Consider the following 18,060-nt stretch of genomic DNA (forward strand, 5'->3'; position numbering starts at 1 on the left):
CAACTTGTTTCTGCGAAACGGTCCAGTAATGGTATAGTCACTGAACTTTAGATACAAGTTGGTCATGAGGAAATGACTCTCCCTGGTGAGATCCTCGCTCTTGTAATTCCAGGATACCGGGGCGATTGTTGGTGATGCTAAACCGGCTGAGGGGCCGTTTCTCCTCGTCCCGGGTCAGACAGCAAACCACGTTGCTTTCGCTGCCTACATCGATTCCGACAAACAAGGGGGAAGTCATATCGATCACCTCCTTCGCATGAAGATCACAGTGCCTACGATCCTGGGATGTCCCTGGGAAACCCATGAACGACTGCCTTACGAGCTATTGGAATACACCAGGGATCATCGGTGCACGTGCCTCCCTCTGCTTCGAGGAGGGATGATCGGCTGGGAAACAGTCAGCGTGTAGGTCTATATCATGGGGCCAGGGGAACACGCTTTTTTCGGAAGACACCCTATAAAGGGGCAACAGGGGGAAATCGGAACATTCCCTTGGTAGACACCTAAGGCTATTTTCCCAAAGACAGCCCAAGATCGTAAACACCGAAATGAACTGCATAATGACTAGCGCGCTTACGCTTGCTTTCTTCTCATTCGCGTTCGCTTGCTTCGCAAGCAAACGCTCATTACGAAGCTATGTTCTCCATCACCAAAACGAATCTTTATTCAATTTTCAAGGAACAGTTTTAGGTTTCAAAGACCTTCAAATGAAGGCTAAAACATAATATACAAGGGGAATAGATATGAATAAGATATTACTTACCATATCTGCAGGAATGTGGGACGGTATTCAACATCGTCCCCATCATTTTGCTAGAAGAGCAGCACTGAATAATTGGACTGTTCTGTATGTAGAACCACCAGCTACTTTAATCTCTCCCCTCAAAAATAGGACAACGATTGAACGATGGAAATATTGGCGTGAAGGGCTACGGAAAGAAACCGAATCTTTATATCTCCTTTCTTTACCTCCCATTTTTCCGTTTGGAAATATGAATCGAACAATCAATCGTATCAATCAAAGAATAATGGCAAAAACAATAACAAAAGCATTGCAATCGTTCTCTAATAGCAAAGTTACCTTATACACTTTCTTACCTAACACTGTGGACATGCTTCCCTATCTAAATGTTGAAGCAGTCATTTACGATTGTGTGGATGATCATGGTTCTTTTTCAGGTTTTGTCGATAAAAAAATAGTTTTAGAAATGGAAAAAGATTTAATGAGGCAAGCTGACATATGTTTTGCCACATCACACAAGTTGTATAGTGACAGAAAAGCCTGGAATCCAAACTTTTATCTAATTCCTAACGGAACTGATCATGATTTTTTTGCAAAAACTGCATCTATTACCGAAGAAGAGATTCCTGCTGATGTGGCTGATTTATCTCATCCCACCATTGGTTTTATTGGGGGAATTAGTGATTGGGTTGACCTGTCCTTAGTTAAACAGGTTGCCGACAGCCGCCCTGATTGCAATTTTATCTTTATAGGACCAATAGCAACAGATATTAGTCTCTTGGAAGCCTTATCAAATGTACATTTTATTGGACCCAGGAGATACGAACACTTACCCTATTACTTGCGTAAATTTGATATCTGCTGGATCCCCTTTAAAATCAACGAACTGACAAAGAGTGTTAATCCAATAAAACTGTATGAATATATGTCATCAGGCAAACCTGTTATCTCAACACCACTTCCGGAAGTGAAACATTTTGAAGGACTTATTGAAATAGCCAAGGATAAACAGGAAACCATAGTCTCAATTGACAGAATTCTTGACTCAAACATAAACGATGTAAACAGAGAAAAACGCCAAAAGGTAGGTCAGGATAATTCTTGGGATAGTCGCTGGCAATATGCTGAGCATTTGATACAATCATTACAAAAGTAGAGGGAAAGTCATATGGTTAACCAAGCATCAAGTGTATCTCCACTAAGAAAAATATTTGGGGCCACAGTTTTGATTATGGGTGTTACTGTATTCAGCCGTTTAATGGGGTTTATTCGGGAATTGTTTATGGCGGCAAAATATGGTACAAGCATGGAAGCAGACGCTTTTGTGGCAGCCTTTACTATACCAACACTTTTATTAACAATTATAGGTGGTGCCTTGTCAGCCACTTTAATTCCACTCATAATAAAATTAAAAACTGAAAATCATTTGGTCAGAATTGAGAAGTTATTAGGCAGTGTATTTGTATTTATCTGCTTTTCATTAACATCCATAGCGATTTCTCTCTATTTTCTTATGGATGAATTTGTCAAGATATATGTCAGCGGTTTTTCCCCAGAAGGGCTAACATTAACGGCAGAGATGCTAATCATTATTTTACCTGCCTTTGTGTTAATCGGCCTTATTGGTTTTTTGTCCGCAATTCTAAATGCATCACAACATTATCTGGCCCCTGCAATGGGTTCTCTTTTTTATAACGGTGGAATCATTATCGGGTTGGTGTATTTTTCTTCACAATTTGGGGTCCAAAGCTTAATGGTGGGAATGGCTGTTGGGATAAGCGTCCATTTTTTAATTTTAATAGTAGTGAACATATACAAAAAAAATTACTTTAAGCCACATTTGACCATTAACCAGGACTTAAAACAATTTGCGAGACTTATATTTCCTATTTTTTTGAGCATGGCTGCTTTTCAAGTCAATTTTATTGTTGACAGAATGATGGGATCAACACTTGATGAAGGAAGTTTAGCCGCTTTAAATTATGCCCAGCGTGTTACTCAGCTACCCCAAAGCATTTTTGTGGGGGCATTAGTCCTACCCTTATTACCTGTAGTAGCTGAACAAATATCAAAACATGATATGGAAAGTACAAATAGATTATTATTGCAATGCTACCGACTTATCGCCATTGTTCTTTTTCCAATCATGGCTGTTTTGATTATTTTACCTGAACCAATTATTTCCATCTTGTTTCAAAGAGGGCAATTTGACATACAATCTGTTCACCTTACCAGCACCGCACTAGTATTTTACAGTTTGACGCTGTTTTCTTTCGCTATGCGGGATATTATGACAAGAACATTTTATGCTCTGCATGACACTTGGACCCCTGTAGTAAATAATCTTATTCTTGTTGCTTTAAATATCGGATTCATGTTGATTCTGGTCCCACGCTATGGCATTATTGGAATTGCTGGGTCGACTTCACTAGCTGCTTTTATTGCATATATTCGATTAAGGTTTATACTTAACAAAAAGCTAAGTATGCAAAATTATGGAAGACAACAGACAAATGCATGGCGTCAAATTATATTAAATGTCATTATATTTTCAGCTGTTGTGTACAGCTTTTACCACTTGGGAGCACAAATATTGACTAATCCATCAGGATGGCATTTGTGGGTTCGAACATTGTCCAGTTTCATATTAGGATCTGTTGTTTATCTTTTACTCGTGTTTAGATTAAACACTGAAGAGGTTATCTGGCTCAAGGAACGACTACGTCTTACTAAAAGAAAGACACATTAACAAATGATCTATTATTTTGGATGAAAGGACATCAGTCATGTTATTACTGCAGCGATTGTTGTGGATCCTAATCCTATTTCCATGGTTAGACTTTCTATTACGTTATATTTTTCCTGATTCTATCAGTGGCCTGTGGGATGAACTATTTTTATTTGCCATCATAATTGCTCTATGGATATATAAAAAAAATGAAAACAGATTCGTGGTTGTACCCAATTATGTAAAGATACCTTTTTTACTTTATTTCATTTTTTGTGTAAGTTCAATGGTTATTCATGTTGTTCCTCTAGCTGTAGCTATTGACGCCATGAGAGTAATTTATCAGCCTATCCTTTTCGGATTGCTTACTATGTATTTATCTGACAACAAAATGCTACTTCAGCGCTTTTTTCACTGGATGTACATCAGTGCGGGAATTATCGCCTTTTTGGGCATTATTGAGTTTGTTTTTCAAATTGATACATCAAGATGGAACCACCCTAGTGAGCAGTTTCGAGCAGTCTCCATATTCAGTAACCCCAATGCCGTAGCTGCATTTTATAACATGATGCTGGCCATGCTCATTCCTCGGATTTTAATGCATAAACAGAAACGGTGGATATACTCCGGTATTGCTGTGATTCTTTTTATTGCACTGTTATTCACTTTATCAAGAGGAGCTTGGATTGCTTTTTGTATGATGGTTCTATACGTTATTTGGATGTGCAATAAAAAATGGCTATTAAGCATACCAATAGCAACTTTAGTACTCCCTTTTGTTTTACCAAAGAGTATCATCCAACGAATAATGGTACTGTTTGATCCAGAATATTATCAAATGAGTAGCGAGTATGGTCGGATTGCCTTTTGGAAAGAAGCATTAGAAAGAATGATAGATAATCCTTTGTTCGGTGTAGGGGTAGGAATGTTTGGTGATTCAGTACCCTTAAGACATCAAATCCCCTTTGCTACTTGGGTTGATAACCATTACTTAAAAATCGGCGCCGAAATTGGTGTTTTCGGTTTACTAGCTTTTGTAGTTTTTGTCTTTAGTCTGTTTTGGTTACCACATCGCTCAGCAAAACAAGCAAATAATTCCTTTACTAAATCGCTATACATTGGTCTAGCTAGTGTAACTATAGTCATTGCTGTTCAAAACGTAACGGCAAGCATTTGGGAAGCTTTAACTGTTGGCGTATTCTACTATGCGATTGTTGGAATTATCTTTGGCTTAAAATGGCAAGAATACCAAAGTCGAAAGGAGAAAATTTCCAAGTAATGAAAGTACTTCAGGTCATTGGAGGGGCAGAAAAAGGTGGTTCTCGGAATCACCTTATTACTCTTACAAAAAATTTAAACCGTAATGAGCGTATTCAATCTGAAATTGTATGTTTTATTAATGGGCCGATTATGGAGGATGCTCAAAAATATAAAATCCCCTGTTACTATTTGCCTATGAATAGTATTATAGATATGCGTGCAATCTTTTCGTTAAGAAGACTAATAACTAAATTAAAACCTGATATCATTCATACACATGGTGTTCGTGGAAATTTTATTGGCAGACTTGCTGCATATAACTTAGAAATACCGGTTGTTACTACTGTTCACAGTTCTATTTATTATGATTATTCAACATTGCTGAAAAAATGGTTTTATCATCGAATTGAGCAATGGACTAGGCCTTTAACTGACCAGTTTATTACTGTGTCAAAATCATTAAAACATGAATTAATAAATGATGGTGTAGCCCCAAATAAAGTATCAGTGGTATATAACGGTATTTCAGATGATTTGCTTAATAGTGACAAGAAAAGGGATATAAGAAAAGAGTTAAATATCCCTGCGCATCTCCCCCTTTTAATTACAGTCGGCCGACTGGAGCCTGTAAAAAATCAAAAGCTGTTTATTCACATCGTTAAGAGGCTTCAAGAAATGGATGTAAAAGTGTCAGCTATTATTGCAGGGGATGGACCCTTAAAAACTGATTTGCAAAATGAGGTTACTAAACTGGGACTGGATAAACAAATTCATTTCCTTGGCTTCCGAAACGATATTCAAAATCTATTAGAACAAGCAGATATTTTCCTTCTTACTTCAAGAATGGAAGGATTACCAATTACGTTATTAGAAGCGATGGCTGCACAAACACCCGTAGTGGTTTCTGCTGTAGGAGGAATCCCTGAGGTCGTAGAACTGGCTAATAATGGTGAGACAGTACCCAATAGTGATATTCCTATGTATTGTGAAAAAATCATCGATCTCATTTCAAATAATAATAAAAGAAAATTATTAGGTGAAAATGGTTATTTTGCCTTTAAAAAGTATTTCACAGAAAATACTTTTGTAACTAATACTCTCAATGTTTATCATCAAATTTTAAAAAGCACACAAAAAGCATATAAGGAGCGCATTAAATAGCATGGATAAACAGATTATGGTTGCAGGATATTACGGAGCTGATAATTTAGGTGATGAAGCAATCTTAACTGGAATCATTGATTCATTATCTCAAAATGGGTTTAATAATGTTACTGTATTAAGTAAAAGTCCCCAAAAAACAGAGCAAATGCATAATGTCAAAAGCATCTATATCGGAAGAAAGTTTAAAGGGTTAAATAACATTTATCGCTCTCTTAAATCCACAGATTTATTTATTCTCGGCGGTGGCGGTCTATTACAAGATTACACTAAAAGGGTTGTACCTTTTTGGCTAAGCCGAGTTATACTAGCTCTAAAAGCAGGAACACCGATTATGTACTATGCTCAGGGCATAGGACCTTTACAAACTCAATTTTCACGTTGGCTGGTTAAAAAGATCTCAAATAAAGTTAATTATATTACAGTAAGAGATTCAAATTCACTTCATTTACTCCAAACTATAGGAATAGATAAAACAAAGATTGAACTTACTGCAGACCCGGCATTAGGCATTGAGATCCACTCTGATGGAAATTATCTCTTAAGAAATGAAGGTATCCCAATTAATTGTCACAAGAATTTTGTCGGCGTTGGATTAAGGCCATGGTATAACGACTATAAATACTTGCCTGTACTGCAAGTGGCGTTATCGTACTTGCAACAGAAATATGACTTAAATTATATCTTTTTTCCATTTCAAAAACAAGTTGATGAAAAAATATGTAAACGGATGATAGGACGCCTTGATCCCAATAAAAGTTTTATCATCAAGGGGCATTATACACCAGAACAAATCGCTGCCATGATTAGTCAAACTAATGGAGTAATTGCCATGAGACTCCACGCTTTAATTTTAAGTGCCATTTCATTTACACCTTGTTTTGGATTAGTATATGACCCCAAGGTGTATCATTTTATGTCACAACTGGACTTGCATAAACATACCTTCGATATAACAGCTGACCTTACAAATGAAGAAAAATTAACATCTTCATTAGAGACCTGGTGGGAAACCAAGCAATATGTAAAGACCCAATTGGAGGTAAACATACCAATATTACAAAAAAGAAATATGCGCAATGTTGAAATTGTAAAAGAATTGCTATCAACTTTTTAATTGTGAGGGATTATGATGTCTAGAAAGCCAAAACGAATTCACGTTTTAGGTTTTCCTATAGATAATCTTAACATTGATCAAACCCTTAAGCTTATTATTAAAGAATGCGAAAATAAAAACAAGCATTTTATTGTGGCTCAAAATCCAGAAAAGATTATTGCTGGCTTGAAAGACAATGAACTTGCAATAATTCTTAAACATAAAGCAACCTTATTAATACCTGATGGTTTTGGTTTAATAATCGCTGCTATAATCTTAGGAGAAAGCAGATTATCACGGGTAACAGGAATACAATTATTTGAGAAGCTTTTGGATTATGCCAATGAAGAGGGAAAGAGAGTATTTTTTTTCGGAGGTAAACCAGAGGTCAATCACCGTTTGATTAAAGTAGTTTCCCAAAGGTACCCTAATTTAATTATTGCAGGACATCAACATGGATATGAGAAAGACCATGGTATGATTTTGAGTAAAATAAATGAAGTAAAACCAGATTTTTTATTCGTAGCATTAGGTTCGCCACGACAGGAGAAATGGATAGCCAAGTATTTTGATAATTTACCTGTTTATGTAGCAATGGGAGTAGGAGGATCATTTGACGTTCTTACAGGATATGTAAAACGTGCTCCCAAATGGATGCAGAAAATTGGACTGGAATGGTTATACAGACTTTATAAACAACCGTCAAGGTATAGGAGAATGTTAAGGTTACCGCTTTTTTTATGGAGAGTTATTAGGTATAAATTCACAAGATCAATTTAATAAAAAGACTAACCCTCCTCGGTAATTATATTTTTTACCAACAGGAGGGCTTTTCGTAATTAATGATCAATTAGAGAAAAACATATTTGCTTATCACAATTATACATCGACAGCGGGGAGCCTAATTCAATGTAATGATATCCTGCTGATTCTAATTGACCTTTATTTAAAATATGTCTGGTATCAAACACAACCTGCCGTCTCATAAGCCCTTTGATCATTTTAAAGTCTATCTCTTTAAAAATATGATGGTCAGTTAAAATAACCAATAAATCAGATCCCTTAGCAACTTCTTTTACATCATTCACTTTACCTTCAATATGTTGGTTAATATATGGGTCATAGATCTTAAGCTGGAACCCTTTTTTTCTTAACAGTTCAATAACTTTTAAAGATGGGCTTTCACGAATATCGTTAACATTACCTTTAAAGGCAAGTCCAAGCAAAGATATAATCGGTTTTTCTATGTCCTTTACATACTTTTCAATAACGTTAGCTACATGGAACGGGGTTGAATCGTTGATCTTTCGTGCCAATGAGATTAACTTTGATTCTTCTGGAGCATGTTCAATAACAAACCATGGGTCAACCGCTATACAATGTCCTCCAACTCCTGGACCAGGCATATGAAGATTAACTCTTGGATGCTGATTAGCCAGCTCGATTGCTTCCCACACATTAAACCCTACCCTTTCTGCAATACGAGCAAACTCATTAGCCAAAGCAATATTTACGTCACGATAAATATTTTCCATTAATTTTACCATCTCTGCGGTCGTTGCATCAGTTATATGAATTTTTCCTGTTACAAATATTTGATAAAGCTCAGCTGTGAGCTGACTTGATTTCTCATTAATTCCCCCGACGATTCTATCGTTTAATATAAGTTCTTCTATTATCCTACCTGGAAGAACTCTTTCAGGAGAATGTGATACAAATAACTCATCCCCTATAGATAATCCTGATTTTTTTAAAATAGGGATCATAATGTGCTCTACTGTACGTGGTGGTACTGTTGACTCTAAAATTACAAGATTACCTTTTTCGAGATTAGGTACAATCATCTCCGTCGCAGTCTTAACATAATTGAGATTTGCTGTTTTATCTTTATTAATCGGGGTGGGTACAGCAATTATAAAGGCGTCTGCCTTAACTGGCTCTGTCGAAAAAGTCAACCTTCCCGTTTCTATTACTTCAATTAACATTTCTTTTAAACCATGTTCTTCAATGTGCAGTTCTTTATTTTTCAATTTGTTAATAACAGAGGGGTTTATATCCACTCCGTGTACATTAAACCCATGTTTGGCGAAGATTACAGCCGTAGGTAAGCCAATATATCCTAGACCCATGACACACAGCTTTTTCACTACAAATCAGCTCCCAGATGATCTCATTTATTGATTAAACTTTTTCTCACAAATAACATTACAATACTTGGACCTTAACTATCATGATACCTTTTTAGGGTTTGAAGAGTCTAGTCCAAAAACTGTAAAACACCTATTGTTTAGAAACTATTGTCTTTTTCATTAGTAATTAACAGCATGTAGACATATAATAAACTTCTTCTGCAATCAGAAGAAGTTTAACTCTGTATTGCCCATAGACGATCAGTGTAATTGTTGATCAAAGGTAGAATGGTATTGAACATTTTCAGTTAGACCTAAAAGCCTTCTCATTTCTTGCTGTACACGCCTCTGTTCCTCTTCAGACACTATTACATACGAGATCCCATCAATTCTTTCTCCTTCGCCATTTACTGTCATAGACTTCACATTATCACCGGTAATATTTGAAAACTGTTGAATCAGCTTGATCAATTGAGAGAAAGGAATGTCAGTCCGAACGTTTTCACCTATAATACTTAGAATCTGATTTGCATTTCCAACAGTCCTCAAGTTTAAAGTCTGATCCAGGAGAGCACGCACCATTTGCTGCTGCCTTCTCATACGCCCAAAATCACCTTCCGCATCTCTTCTGAACCTGACATAGAACAATGCTTCTTCACCATTTAAAAACTGCTCACCTTGCCGAATGTCAATGGTGACCCTAGAGTTTTGATGAAACATATCCCGTTCAGCATCAATTTTAACGCCGCCTATTAAATCTACAAAGTCCCTAAAGGCATCAAAGTTAAGTGCGACGTAATAGTCAATGGGTACAGCAACAAAATGTTCAATTGTTTTTATGGCCGTATTTATACCAAAAGCGTAAGCATGATTAATTTTGTCATATCGCCCTTGAGTAGGAAAATAAGTATACGTATCTCTAGGGATGGACAACAAATTGATTTGATCCTGATTAGGATCAATAACAGCCAGCATAATGACATCGGAACGCCCCTCCAGGCGTCCACCTTCATTGTCAACACCCAACAACAGGAGGGTAAAGGGTTCGGTCATAGCTGGTTTTTCTTTTTTTTCACTGTCTGCTTCATCATCCCGTTCTTCATGAATCTGATTCCAAACTTGCTGGGCTTGGGTACCAAAATAAACCACACTGCCAGTTACTGCTACCAAAGCGGTCAAGAGAATGATGAGTAGAAACATTTTTAAACGAGACACTCAAAAAGTCCCTCCCTAGGGTAGTATTTCCGTGTTAGAAAACAGAAGATATAAGCTAATCAAGTTTATTTTTGAAATACTGCAAAGTTTCCTTGATCCCAGATCGTAGTGACGTCTGGGGGGTCCAGCCCAAAGCATTCTCGGCTTTGCTGTTAGATAAACAACTTCTGTAGATGTCCCCTTTTCTAAAGGGCAAATAGGTTGGCTCGATTTGTTTTCCTATCAATTCATACATTGTAGACAATATTTCCTTAAGGCTGGTTTCACTTGCGGTACTTAAATTAAAAATTCCCTCACTCTCATTTTGTAACACATTTACTATACCGGCCGCAACATCTTTTACGAATATAAAATCTCGGGTTTGTGTTCCGTCTCCATAAATAATGGGGGATTGGTTAGTTAAGAGTCTCTCTGCAAACTTTGTAATAACTCCAGATTCAGCTGCGTTGGCCTGCCGGGGACCGTAGACATTGGAAAAACGGAGTATGGTGTATACAAATCCATATAAGCCAGCATAAAGCTGTATATACCTTTCAGCAGTTAATTTAGACAATGCGTATGGTGATAGCGGATGATGCGGAGCTTCCTCAGTGATTGGAAGTTGTTCTTGATCACCATATACTGCGGCTGTAGATGAGAAAATAACATGCTTTACTTCATATGCTTTACACAAGTCCAACAGGTTAATGGTTCCCATCACATTAACCTGCGCATCCCCTTTCCTGTCCTCCAGGGACACCCCCACATGGCTTTGCGCGGCTAGATGAATCACAACCTCAGGCCGATGCTTATCAAAAACCGTTTCTAAATCAGGAGAAACAATATCCAAGGTATAAAAAGCAGTATCCTCAGAAATATTCTCAAGCTTACCGGACGAGAGGTTGTCCACCACCACAGCGTTATAGTTTTTTTCTTGTAACTGATCAACAACATGGGAGCCCACAAAACCCGCTCCTCCTGTAACCAAGACTGTGCTCATCGTACCACACTTTCTATTGAGTTCTATAGAGAGATGTCTTCCTTTTGCTTATAGTTAATATGTCTAGTTTCAAGCTGTTCTCCCTCGGATTTTGTTTTATCTAAAAGTACAATAATAGTACGTAACAAAATAATTAAATCCAGCCATAAAGAATAGTTTCTTATATAATAAAGATCATATCTTAACTTATCTTCGACATCGGTTGTATATTTGCCCATAATTTGAGCAAAACCAGTAATTCCAGGTTTAACTGTACTGCGGTAGGAGTAATTGTTATACTTTCGAGACAGTTCTTTGGTGAATACAGGACGTTCAGGTCTGGGCCCTACAATGGACATATCTCCTTTTAAAACATTGTACAACTGGGGAAGTTCATCCAACCGCATGGCCCGGATCACTTTACCTACTTTTGTAATCCGTTCATCATTTTTGGCTGCTAATGTTGGACCAGTTTTATCCTCTGCTCCCTCGATCATGGAGCGGAATTTATAAACCGTGAACTCTTTGTTATGAAGCCCTATCCGCCTCTGTTTATAGATAATGCTCCCCTTAGGGTCCTCTAATTTGATCAGAATGGCGACCAAAAATAGCAAAGGTGACAATAAAACGATCAGCACAGTTGATAAGACAATATCAAATATTCTTTTGATCAGCTGCTGATCCCATGTTAAACCAAAGGGTTGAACAGACATAACCATAGTATCATCCAATGAGGTGATTGTTGCCCTTGTCATTAACAGCTCATACAACGTGGGAATCACATACACAATTTTATCTGCTTCAATTGTGTGATAAATGATCTCTGACTTTTTCTCTTTGGAAATACTGGGACATATAAACACATAGTCAACATTCTTTAACAGGTCATCAATTTTCTCTATAGATGTGTTAGGTTGGACATGCTTTATTTTAGTTGCTCTAAGCAAGGGATGTTTGAGATGTGATATCACTTTTTTGACTTCATCATCCGTACCAACCAACAGAACACTACTCAACTTTCTATTAAAAACCAGGGATCGATAGCTAATTTTCCATAAGATCAACACTAAGATCATAAACAAGCTGGCAATCAAAATAATTGATCTGGGTAAGGCAAATTCACGGAACAGGAAGGATGAGGCCATGGTGAGAAAAGCCATAAAAGTAACAGCTACACATACGCCTGTGACAATATCCCAATTTGTTTTCCGTTCCAATTGGTATAATTCATAAATTGATAAGAAAAACAGACCAATTAAGAGAATCCATGGTAATAGAGCAAGAAATGAATCCCAGTTTCTTTGAGGAATTTCACTGTATCTTAAACTAAAAGAAAGAACATAAGCTAAACCGATTATTACCAGGTCTACCATTAATATAATGAACTTGTGTTTTTTCAGATTATGTAAATACTGATTTCGCATCGGGCATCTCCCCCGAACCTTAAGATTCATAAACATATAGCCACTTCAGACATGGTTTCACAAATTTGTCATTGCACTTGTCAGCTAGTGTGTACTAAATTAAGATTATGTCGAATAAATAAGCCGATGTCAATACATTAATCAATACGCATAAAACGACAATTTTTTGAACGTGCGGGAGTAGATGATGATGTTCACAAAACCCACTTTTTCTTTCCTCCTAGTTGTACGTAATGAAGAAAAATACCTTGAAAACCTGCTAAAATCGGTATTGAATCAAGAATTCCCTTCTTCAAAGTATGAAATTATTATTGTAGATGGTCTTTCATCGGACCGAACACCTGATATTATTGATAAATATATCAAACTATACCCGTCACGGATCCGCTGCTTCCAAAATCCTAAGCAAACTCTTCCATCTGGTTGGAACATAGGGATAAAAAATTCAAACGGAAGATATGTAATACGAGTAGACGGTCATTGTCAAATACCCAAGGATTTCTTAGCTAAAACATATGCTGTTATACAAACAGTCCCTGATGCTGCTTGTGTGGGAGGGATCATTAAAACCAAAGGGAAAGGTTTTTGGGGAAAAGTTAATGCGTATGTCTATTCCCATCCCTTCGGAGTAGGAAATTCAAAGTTCCGGACGTTAAACACTCATTGGGAAGGTTATGTTGATACTGTCCCATACGGGGCTTATCGCCGGGATATATTTGATCAAGTTGGTTACTTTAGGGAAGATCTTCAGCGAAATGAAGACCTTGAAATGCATGCTAGGATTCGTAATCAAGGTGGCAATTTTTATCTTTCCACAACCATCCAGTCAGTCTACTTTGCTCGTGATACGTTATGGGGGCTAATAAAAAAATCGCTTGGTGATGGCAAATGGACTTTTATTGCTGCTCGGAAGAGTGAAGGGGTACTACGTTTACGGCATTACATTCCCTTACTCGCTTTCCTGTCAGGATTAACTTTAGCTATGATGTCTATTCTTAGCCAAACTTTTCTTTTGCTCTTTCTTGGCCTTAGTATGATATACTTTTTACTAGTGGCTGTGTCAGCTATAAAAATCATTAGAGAGCATGGATGGGCTTACTATTTCCCTGCCATGCTGGCCTTTTTCATTTTACATCTTACTCGCGGCTTAGGTTCAATGTTAAGTTTCTTAAGCCCGGAGTATTGGAGGAAATCGTCGAACTGATGAAGGAAAACAAGTATCTTTATCCTATACTTCCATTTGATTCAAAAGAGATACTCGCTCTTAGAGAAAGATGCCAAAAAACACGCAAACACGAAGAAGTATTATCATGGTTTATCCTGCGAAGATTTTCTATTTATATAACATATATGCTTGCCAAAACACGGGTTACTCCCAACCACGTCAGCTGGTGCAGCGTTCTTTTGTTCTTTGCTACCGGCATCTTGGTCGCTGTTGCTACGCCTTGGTCATTTTTAGTAGCTGTGGTAGCCTATTACCTTGCCTATTTATGCGATTGTATTGATGGTGAACTGGCTAGACTAAAGAATGTAACATCAAAAAGAGGCGTATTCCTTGATACGTTAATCCGGGCCATGAGTATCCCAATCGTAACAGGGGTGGGACTTGCTCTCGTCAAACAGACCCTGTTTTTATCCATCAACACTTTAGAGTCTATCATTATCTATGTCACTTCTGCCTTGGCCACGTTAGCCTTACTTGTTCCCCTGTCTTTTCATTTTAGCATTGTAAACAATATTGAAGAAGATCCAGTTAGTAAAATGAGGACAGCTTCAAAAAGGAACGAGTGGATTGCTTTTTTCACTGGGTTACCAGGTTTTTTTACAATATTGCCACTGGCCATGTTGCTACAATACCTGACAACCTTCACCGTTGCGGCCCTCTTTTTGGGTGGCTTTCTGTTGATATTTTTGATCAAGACCCTCATTCGTTTGTATGTCACATACCAAAACATTTAATCAAAAGAAGAGGTGTATAAATATGAAAGTTGTTATCCTAGCTGCAGGTATTGGCAGCCGTCTGTATCCGGAAACCGCTGATAAACCCAAGGCAATGATTAGTATTAAGGATAGACCGCTCATTCATTACCAAGTAGATAGTGTACTTAAAGCAGGATTTAGCTACGAAGATATATACGTGCTAGGTGGTTATCAGTTTGACAAAATTAAGGAATATTTTTCTGGGACAAACATCAACTACATCTATAATGAACACTATGAATCCATGAACAATATTTATTCATTTTTACTTACGAAACAAATTGGAGAAAACATTCTATTGATCAATTCTGATGACTTTTATGATCAGCGAATGATCGCCTTATTATTGGAGGATCCCAACCCTACTGCTATTCTGGTTGACCAACAGAAGACATTAACAGAAGAAGCAATGCGGGTAAAAATAGCGGATAACCGCATTCAATTAATCAATAAAAAAATACCTCTTAGTGAAGCTGATGGAGAGTATATTGGCATTTCTAAGCTAGGGAAAAATGAGTTACAAACGTTATACCAAAAAGCAGAGCAGATGATAGACCAAGGCCAAACAAATGCTTGGTACGAAAATGTATATGAAGCATGTGCTCAGAAAATTGCCATACGTCCAGTGGACACAAAAGGTTATCCATGGATTGAAATTGATGACTTCAATGATTTAGCTGCAGCCAAACAGATTGCCCATGCTATCCTTTAAAACATTTGGGGGAGTTAAATATGTCCAAAAGCATCGATATCCCTGCACACCTCAGGATTGAACGGGGAGCAATTCACCATCTTAGCTCTCCTGATATTTATTCCTGGATAAAAGGACGAAAAATTACCGTCATTACGGGTAACAGTCAAACAAGAACCGTTACCGACAAAGTATTGGAACAGGTTCCCTTTGATCCCTTACTGTACCATATTTTACATTGCCATGATAACTCGCTAGATGTCATTAACCAATTGGAAAGACAATGCCTAGAATCGGGAACCGAAGTGATTATTGGCATTGGTGGAGGAAAAGTATTAGATATAGCCAAGGTAGTTGGTACACGCCTAAAAGCTCCAATTATCCTTTTACCGACAGCCATTTCCAGTGATGCTATATGCTCACCGGTGGCTGTGATTAAACTTAAAGACAAAAAGACAAGTTTGGGTGTTAGCATGCCCAAAGCCGTACTAATTGACCTTGACATTTTGGTATCAAGTCCTAACCGTTTATGCATTGCTGGCTTTGGCGATTTACTTTCAAACAAAACAGCGATTTTTGACTGGAAGCTGGCTCATCAAGCCAATAAGGATACTATGGATACCTTTGCCAGTCTGATGGCAAACAACGCAGTAGAGGCCTTTCTAAATGTCATTAATAATCAATCACTATCCGAAGAAACACTACTACGTGTCTCTGCTGAATCTTTGGTGATGAGTGGTATAGCCATGTCAGTCGCTGGTTCAAGCAGACCATGTAGTGGAGCAGAGCATTTAATCAGCCATGCTTTGGACTACTATTGTGGTGGAAAAGCATTGCATGGAGAACAGGTTGCCTTAGGCGTACTGATTGCTCAATACTTACAAAAGGAGTACGGTAACCAAGAAGATTTAACACCTGCTTTTCAACAATTAGGATTGCCAATGCACTTTAAGGATTTGGGCTATACAAAAGAAGAAATTAAACTGGCCATATCCAAGGCTCCTAACATGCGCAATCGTTATACAATCTTGAATGAGTTTTCCTTAAACGACAAACAACTCAATCAGCTCATTCATGATGTGTTTGAGTTTGGTGAAACAAGCAAAGCCAAAACAGCCTTCGGTTTCACTGGAAGATAGGAAGGATTATCATGTTAGCAAATATACTAAAGTATAAAGAACTACTTTATTTCTTAGTCCATAAAGAAATCCGCGTTCGTTACCGTAACTCTTTATTTGGATTTCTGTGGTCTTTGTTAGAGCCTTTAGGTTTGATGGTCATTTACACCATTGTTTTCTCCATTATCTTACGCTTTGAAGTGGAGAACTACGCCTTATTTGTTCTTTCCGGTTTAATTCCTTGGATGTTTTTAACCCAATCGATTAACCGTGGAACTAAATCTTTAACCAATAATTCTTCATTGATCAGAAAGATATATTTTCCTAGACAAATATTCCCTATTACGATCATATTGGCTAACTTGGTTAACTTTATTCCTGCCCTTTTTCTCGTTTTGGCTTTTGCCGTCATCATGAATGTGAATTTACTGTGGGGTAATTTGTTGCTTCTGCCCTTTATAATACTTATCCATGCACTTTTCGTACTTGCCATCGTCTTACTGTTATCGATTTCCAACGTTTATTATCGGGATACCGAGTTTGTTTTTAATTTAATCTCTAGGGCGTGGATGTACCTGTCACCTATTATTTACCCAGTGTATCTTGTACCAGAGCAGTATTTAAATCTTTACATGTTGAACCCAATGGCAATTATTATTTCAATGTATAGAACTGCTCTCATGGGGCATGAAATGGTACCAATGAGCTATGTACTTTATCTTCTGTTGTTTATATCTATTTTTATCTTGTTCTCGTGGTTTATTTTTAACCGTTTGAACCGGAGAGTAGGGGAAGTGATTTAAATGAATGCAATTGAAGTTCAACATCTGACCAAAAATTTTAGGAAACCTTACGATAAAACCTTAAAAGGTCATCTCACATCCCTATTAAAAGGTGAAAAGAGATATAAGGAATTTAGCGCTCTTCAAGATGTTTCCTTTACAGTAAAGCAATCAGAAGGATTTGCCATTATCGGAAACAATGGCGCGGGTAAAAGTACCTTATTTAAAATATTAAGCGGAATTATCTTTCCCGATCAAGGCAAGATCAAAATCAACGGTACTATCGCACCTCTAATCGAGTTAAGTGCGGGCTTACATCGTGACTTAACGGGAGAAGAAAATATCCGCTTGAATTGTGCGATTTTTGGACTTAATGCTAAACAAATTGATGAAGTGCTTCCCGACATTATTGAGTTCGCTGAGCTAGGGGAGTTTATCAATGTGCCGGTTAAATTTTACTCATCAGGTATGAAAGCACGTTTAGGTTTTTCCATTGCCGTTCATATTGATGCTGATATTATCTTAATTGATGAGGTACTGGCTGTCGGTGATAAGCCTTTCAAGAAGAAATGTAATAAAAAAATGAAGGAACTAAAAAAGCAAGGCAAAACACTTGTTGTTGTTTCCCACAGTTTAAAATCACTAAAGACAATATGTGATCGTGCCCTCATTTTAGAAAAAGGAAAAGTAGTTGATATTGGTGATATTGATGATATGTTAGAGAAGTATGAACAAAAAGCTTCATCTTAGTAAGATGTATACGGAGAAGGGGATAT

17 protein-coding genes are annotated in these 18,060 nt (G+C 37.4%); 12 read left to right on the forward strand and 5 right to left on the reverse strand.

Translation table 11 applies throughout. The features are described from left to right. Positions 1 to 37: 37 nt before the first annotated feature. Positions 38 to 238 carry a hypothetical protein gene (locus J2S00_RS06285; protein ID WP_307336942.1) on the reverse strand — a complete coding sequence of 67 codons (201 nt, stop codon included), beginning with the start codon at positions 236 to 238 and terminating at the stop codon, positions 38 to 40. A 505-nt stretch (positions 239 to 743) separates the two neighbouring features. Between J2S00_RS06285 and J2S00_RS06290 the strand changes: the two genes are divergently transcribed. The 6 genes from J2S00_RS06290 to J2S00_RS06315 are packed head-to-tail and all read left to right on the forward strand — an operon-like array spanning position 744 to position 7,767. Beyond that, positions 744 to 1,898 carry a glycosyltransferase gene (locus tag J2S00_RS06290; RefSeq protein WP_307336945.1) on the forward strand — a complete coding sequence of 385 codons (1,155 nt, stop codon included), beginning with the start codon at positions 744 to 746 and terminating at the stop codon, positions 1,896 to 1,898. A gap of 12 nt (positions 1,899 to 1,910) precedes the next feature. After that, positions 1,911 to 3,491, forward strand: a complete 1,581-nt coding sequence (gene murJ / locus J2S00_RS06295) for a murein biosynthesis integral membrane protein MurJ (RefSeq protein WP_307336948.1) — start codon at positions 1,911 to 1,913, stop codon at positions 3,489 to 3,491. Between the two features lie 37 nt (positions 3,492 to 3,528). After that, positions 3,529 to 4,749 carry an O-antigen ligase family protein gene (locus J2S00_RS06300; protein ID WP_307336951.1) on the forward strand — a complete coding sequence of 407 codons (1,221 nt, stop codon included), beginning with the start codon at positions 3,529 to 3,531 and terminating at the stop codon, positions 4,747 to 4,749. Further along, positions 4,749 to 5,891: a glycosyltransferase family 4 protein gene (locus tag J2S00_RS06305; RefSeq protein ID WP_307336954.1), complete on the forward strand. Its 1,143-nt coding sequence runs from the start codon at positions 4,749 to 4,751 to the stop codon at positions 5,889 to 5,891. Before J2S00_RS06300 ends, J2S00_RS06305 begins: the two co-directional genes overlap by 1 nt. Position 5,892: 1 nt before the next feature. Continuing rightward, positions 5,893 to 7,008: a polysaccharide pyruvyl transferase CsaB gene (gene csaB / locus J2S00_RS06310; RefSeq protein WP_307336956.1), complete on the forward strand. Its 1,116-nt coding sequence runs from the start codon at positions 5,893 to 5,895 to the stop codon at positions 7,006 to 7,008. 15 nt (positions 7,009 to 7,023) lie between these two features. Then, the gene (locus J2S00_RS06315; protein WP_307336960.1) at positions 7,024 to 7,767 is read left to right on the forward strand and encodes a WecB/TagA/CpsF family glycosyltransferase; all 744 of its coding nucleotides are present in this window, start codon (positions 7,024 to 7,026) and stop codon (positions 7,765 to 7,767) included. A gap of 59 nt (positions 7,768 to 7,826) precedes the next feature. On the opposite strand, the gene J2S00_RS06320 is transcribed toward J2S00_RS06315, so the two are convergent. The 4 genes from J2S00_RS06320 to J2S00_RS06335 all read right to left on the reverse strand — a co-directional run bounded on the left by J2S00_RS06320 (position 7,827) and on the right by J2S00_RS06335 (position 12,713). Next, a complete protein-coding gene (locus J2S00_RS06320; protein WP_307337634.1) occupies positions 7,827 to 9,116 on the reverse strand; it encodes a nucleotide sugar dehydrogenase in 1,290 nt (429 codons plus the stop codon). Between the two features lie 261 nt (positions 9,117 to 9,377). After that, complete coding sequence (locus J2S00_RS06325; protein WP_307336963.1) at positions 9,378 to 10,316, reverse strand: LCP family protein; 939 nt, start codon at positions 10,314 to 10,316, stop codon at positions 9,378 to 9,380. A 70-nt stretch (positions 10,317 to 10,386) separates the two neighbouring features. Continuing rightward, complete coding sequence (locus J2S00_RS06330) at positions 10,387 to 11,310, reverse strand: NAD-dependent epimerase/dehydratase family protein (protein WP_307336966.1); 924 nt, start codon at positions 11,308 to 11,310, stop codon at positions 10,387 to 10,389. A 23-nt stretch (positions 11,311 to 11,333) separates the two neighbouring features. After that, entirely contained in the window at positions 11,334 to 12,713 is a 1,380-nt protein-coding gene (locus J2S00_RS06335; protein ID WP_307336969.1) for a sugar transferase, read from the reverse strand. Between the two features lie 190 nt (positions 12,714 to 12,903). Here J2S00_RS06335 and J2S00_RS06340 point away from each other — a divergent pair, with 190 nt between their 5' ends. The 6 genes from J2S00_RS06340 to J2S00_RS06365 are packed head-to-tail and all read left to right on the forward strand — an operon-like array spanning position 12,904 to position 18,034. Next, positions 12,904 to 13,917: a glycosyltransferase family 2 protein gene (locus J2S00_RS06340; RefSeq protein WP_307336973.1), complete on the forward strand. Its 1,014-nt coding sequence runs from the start codon at positions 12,904 to 12,906 to the stop codon at positions 13,915 to 13,917. Beyond that, positions 13,917 to 14,672, forward strand: a complete 756-nt coding sequence (locus J2S00_RS06345; RefSeq protein ID WP_307336976.1) for a CDP-alcohol phosphatidyltransferase family protein — start codon at positions 13,917 to 13,919, stop codon at positions 14,670 to 14,672. The genes J2S00_RS06340 and J2S00_RS06345 overlap by 1 nt, the downstream gene beginning before the upstream one ends. Positions 14,673 to 14,694: 22 nt before the next feature. Next, positions 14,695 to 15,405, forward strand: a complete 711-nt coding sequence (locus J2S00_RS06350; RefSeq protein ID WP_307336979.1) for a phosphocholine cytidylyltransferase family protein — start codon at positions 14,695 to 14,697, stop codon at positions 15,403 to 15,405. A gap of 20 nt (positions 15,406 to 15,425) precedes the next feature. After that, on the forward strand, positions 15,426 to 16,523 hold the full coding sequence (locus tag J2S00_RS06355; protein WP_307336982.1) for an iron-containing alcohol dehydrogenase family protein: 1,098 nt from the start codon (positions 15,426 to 15,428) through the stop codon (positions 16,521 to 16,523). Between the two features lie 11 nt (positions 16,524 to 16,534). Beyond that, entirely contained in the window at positions 16,535 to 17,305 is a 771-nt protein-coding gene (locus J2S00_RS06360) for an ABC transporter permease (protein ID WP_307336985.1), read from the forward strand. After that, complete coding sequence (locus J2S00_RS06365; protein WP_307336990.1) at positions 17,306 to 18,034, forward strand: ABC transporter ATP-binding protein; 729 nt, start codon at positions 17,306 to 17,308, stop codon at positions 18,032 to 18,034. Positions 18,035 to 18,060 lie beyond the last annotated feature (26 nt).

This window comes from Caldalkalibacillus uzonensis (genome assembly GCF_030814135.1).
Classification (GTDB): Bacteria; Bacillota; Bacilli; order Caldalkalibacillales; family Caldalkalibacillaceae; genus Caldalkalibacillus; species Caldalkalibacillus uzonensis.

Coding starts and splice junctions, on each gene's coding strand:
- J2S00_RS06350 (WP_307336979.1), top strand. CDS start 14,695: ATGAAAGTTGTTATCCTAGCTGCAGGTATTGGCAGCCGTCTGTATCCG.
- J2S00_RS06325 (WP_307336963.1), bottom strand. CDS start 10,316: ATGTTTCTACTCATCATTCTCTTGACCGCTTTGGTAGCAGTAACTGGC.
- J2S00_RS06290 (WP_307336945.1), top strand. CDS start 744: ATGAATAAGATATTACTTACCATATCTGCAGGAATGTGGGACGGTATT.
- J2S00_RS06315 (WP_307336960.1), top strand. CDS start 7,024: ATGTCTAGAAAGCCAAAACGAATTCACGTTTTAGGTTTTCCTATAGAT.
- J2S00_RS06340 (WP_307336973.1), top strand. CDS start 12,904: ATGTTCACAAAACCCACTTTTTCTTTCCTCCTAGTTGTACGTAATGAA.
- J2S00_RS06285 (WP_307336942.1), bottom strand. CDS start 238: ATGACTTCCCCCTTGTTTGTCGGAATCGATGTAGGCAGCGAAAGCAAC.
- csaB (WP_307336956.1), top strand. CDS start 5,893: ATGGATAAACAGATTATGGTTGCAGGATATTACGGAGCTGATAATTTA.
- J2S00_RS06300 (WP_307336951.1), top strand. CDS start 3,529: ATGTTATTACTGCAGCGATTGTTGTGGATCCTAATCCTATTTCCATGG.
- murJ (WP_307336948.1), top strand. CDS start 1,911: ATGGTTAACCAAGCATCAAGTGTATCTCCACTAAGAAAAATATTTGGG.
- J2S00_RS06330 (WP_307336966.1), bottom strand. CDS start 11,310: ATGAGCACAGTCTTGGTTACAGGAGGAGCGGGTTTTGTGGGCTCCCAT.
- J2S00_RS06345 (WP_307336976.1), top strand. CDS start 13,917: ATGAAGGAAAACAAGTATCTTTATCCTATACTTCCATTTGATTCAAAA.
- J2S00_RS06305 (WP_307336954.1), top strand. CDS start 4,749: ATGAAAGTACTTCAGGTCATTGGAGGGGCAGAAAAAGGTGGTTCTCGG.
- J2S00_RS06360 (WP_307336985.1), top strand. CDS start 16,535: ATGTTAGCAAATATACTAAAGTATAAAGAACTACTTTATTTCTTAGTC.
- J2S00_RS06320 (WP_307337634.1), bottom strand. CDS start 9,116: ATGGGTCTAGGATATATTGGCTTACCTACGGCTGTAATCTTCGCCAAA.
- J2S00_RS06355 (WP_307336982.1), top strand. CDS start 15,426: ATGTCCAAAAGCATCGATATCCCTGCACACCTCAGGATTGAACGGGGA.
- J2S00_RS06335 (WP_307336969.1), bottom strand. CDS start 12,713: ATGCGAAATCAGTATTTACATAATCTGAAAAAACACAAGTTCATTATA.
- J2S00_RS06365 (WP_307336990.1), top strand. CDS start 17,306: ATGAATGCAATTGAAGTTCAACATCTGACCAAAAATTTTAGGAAACCT.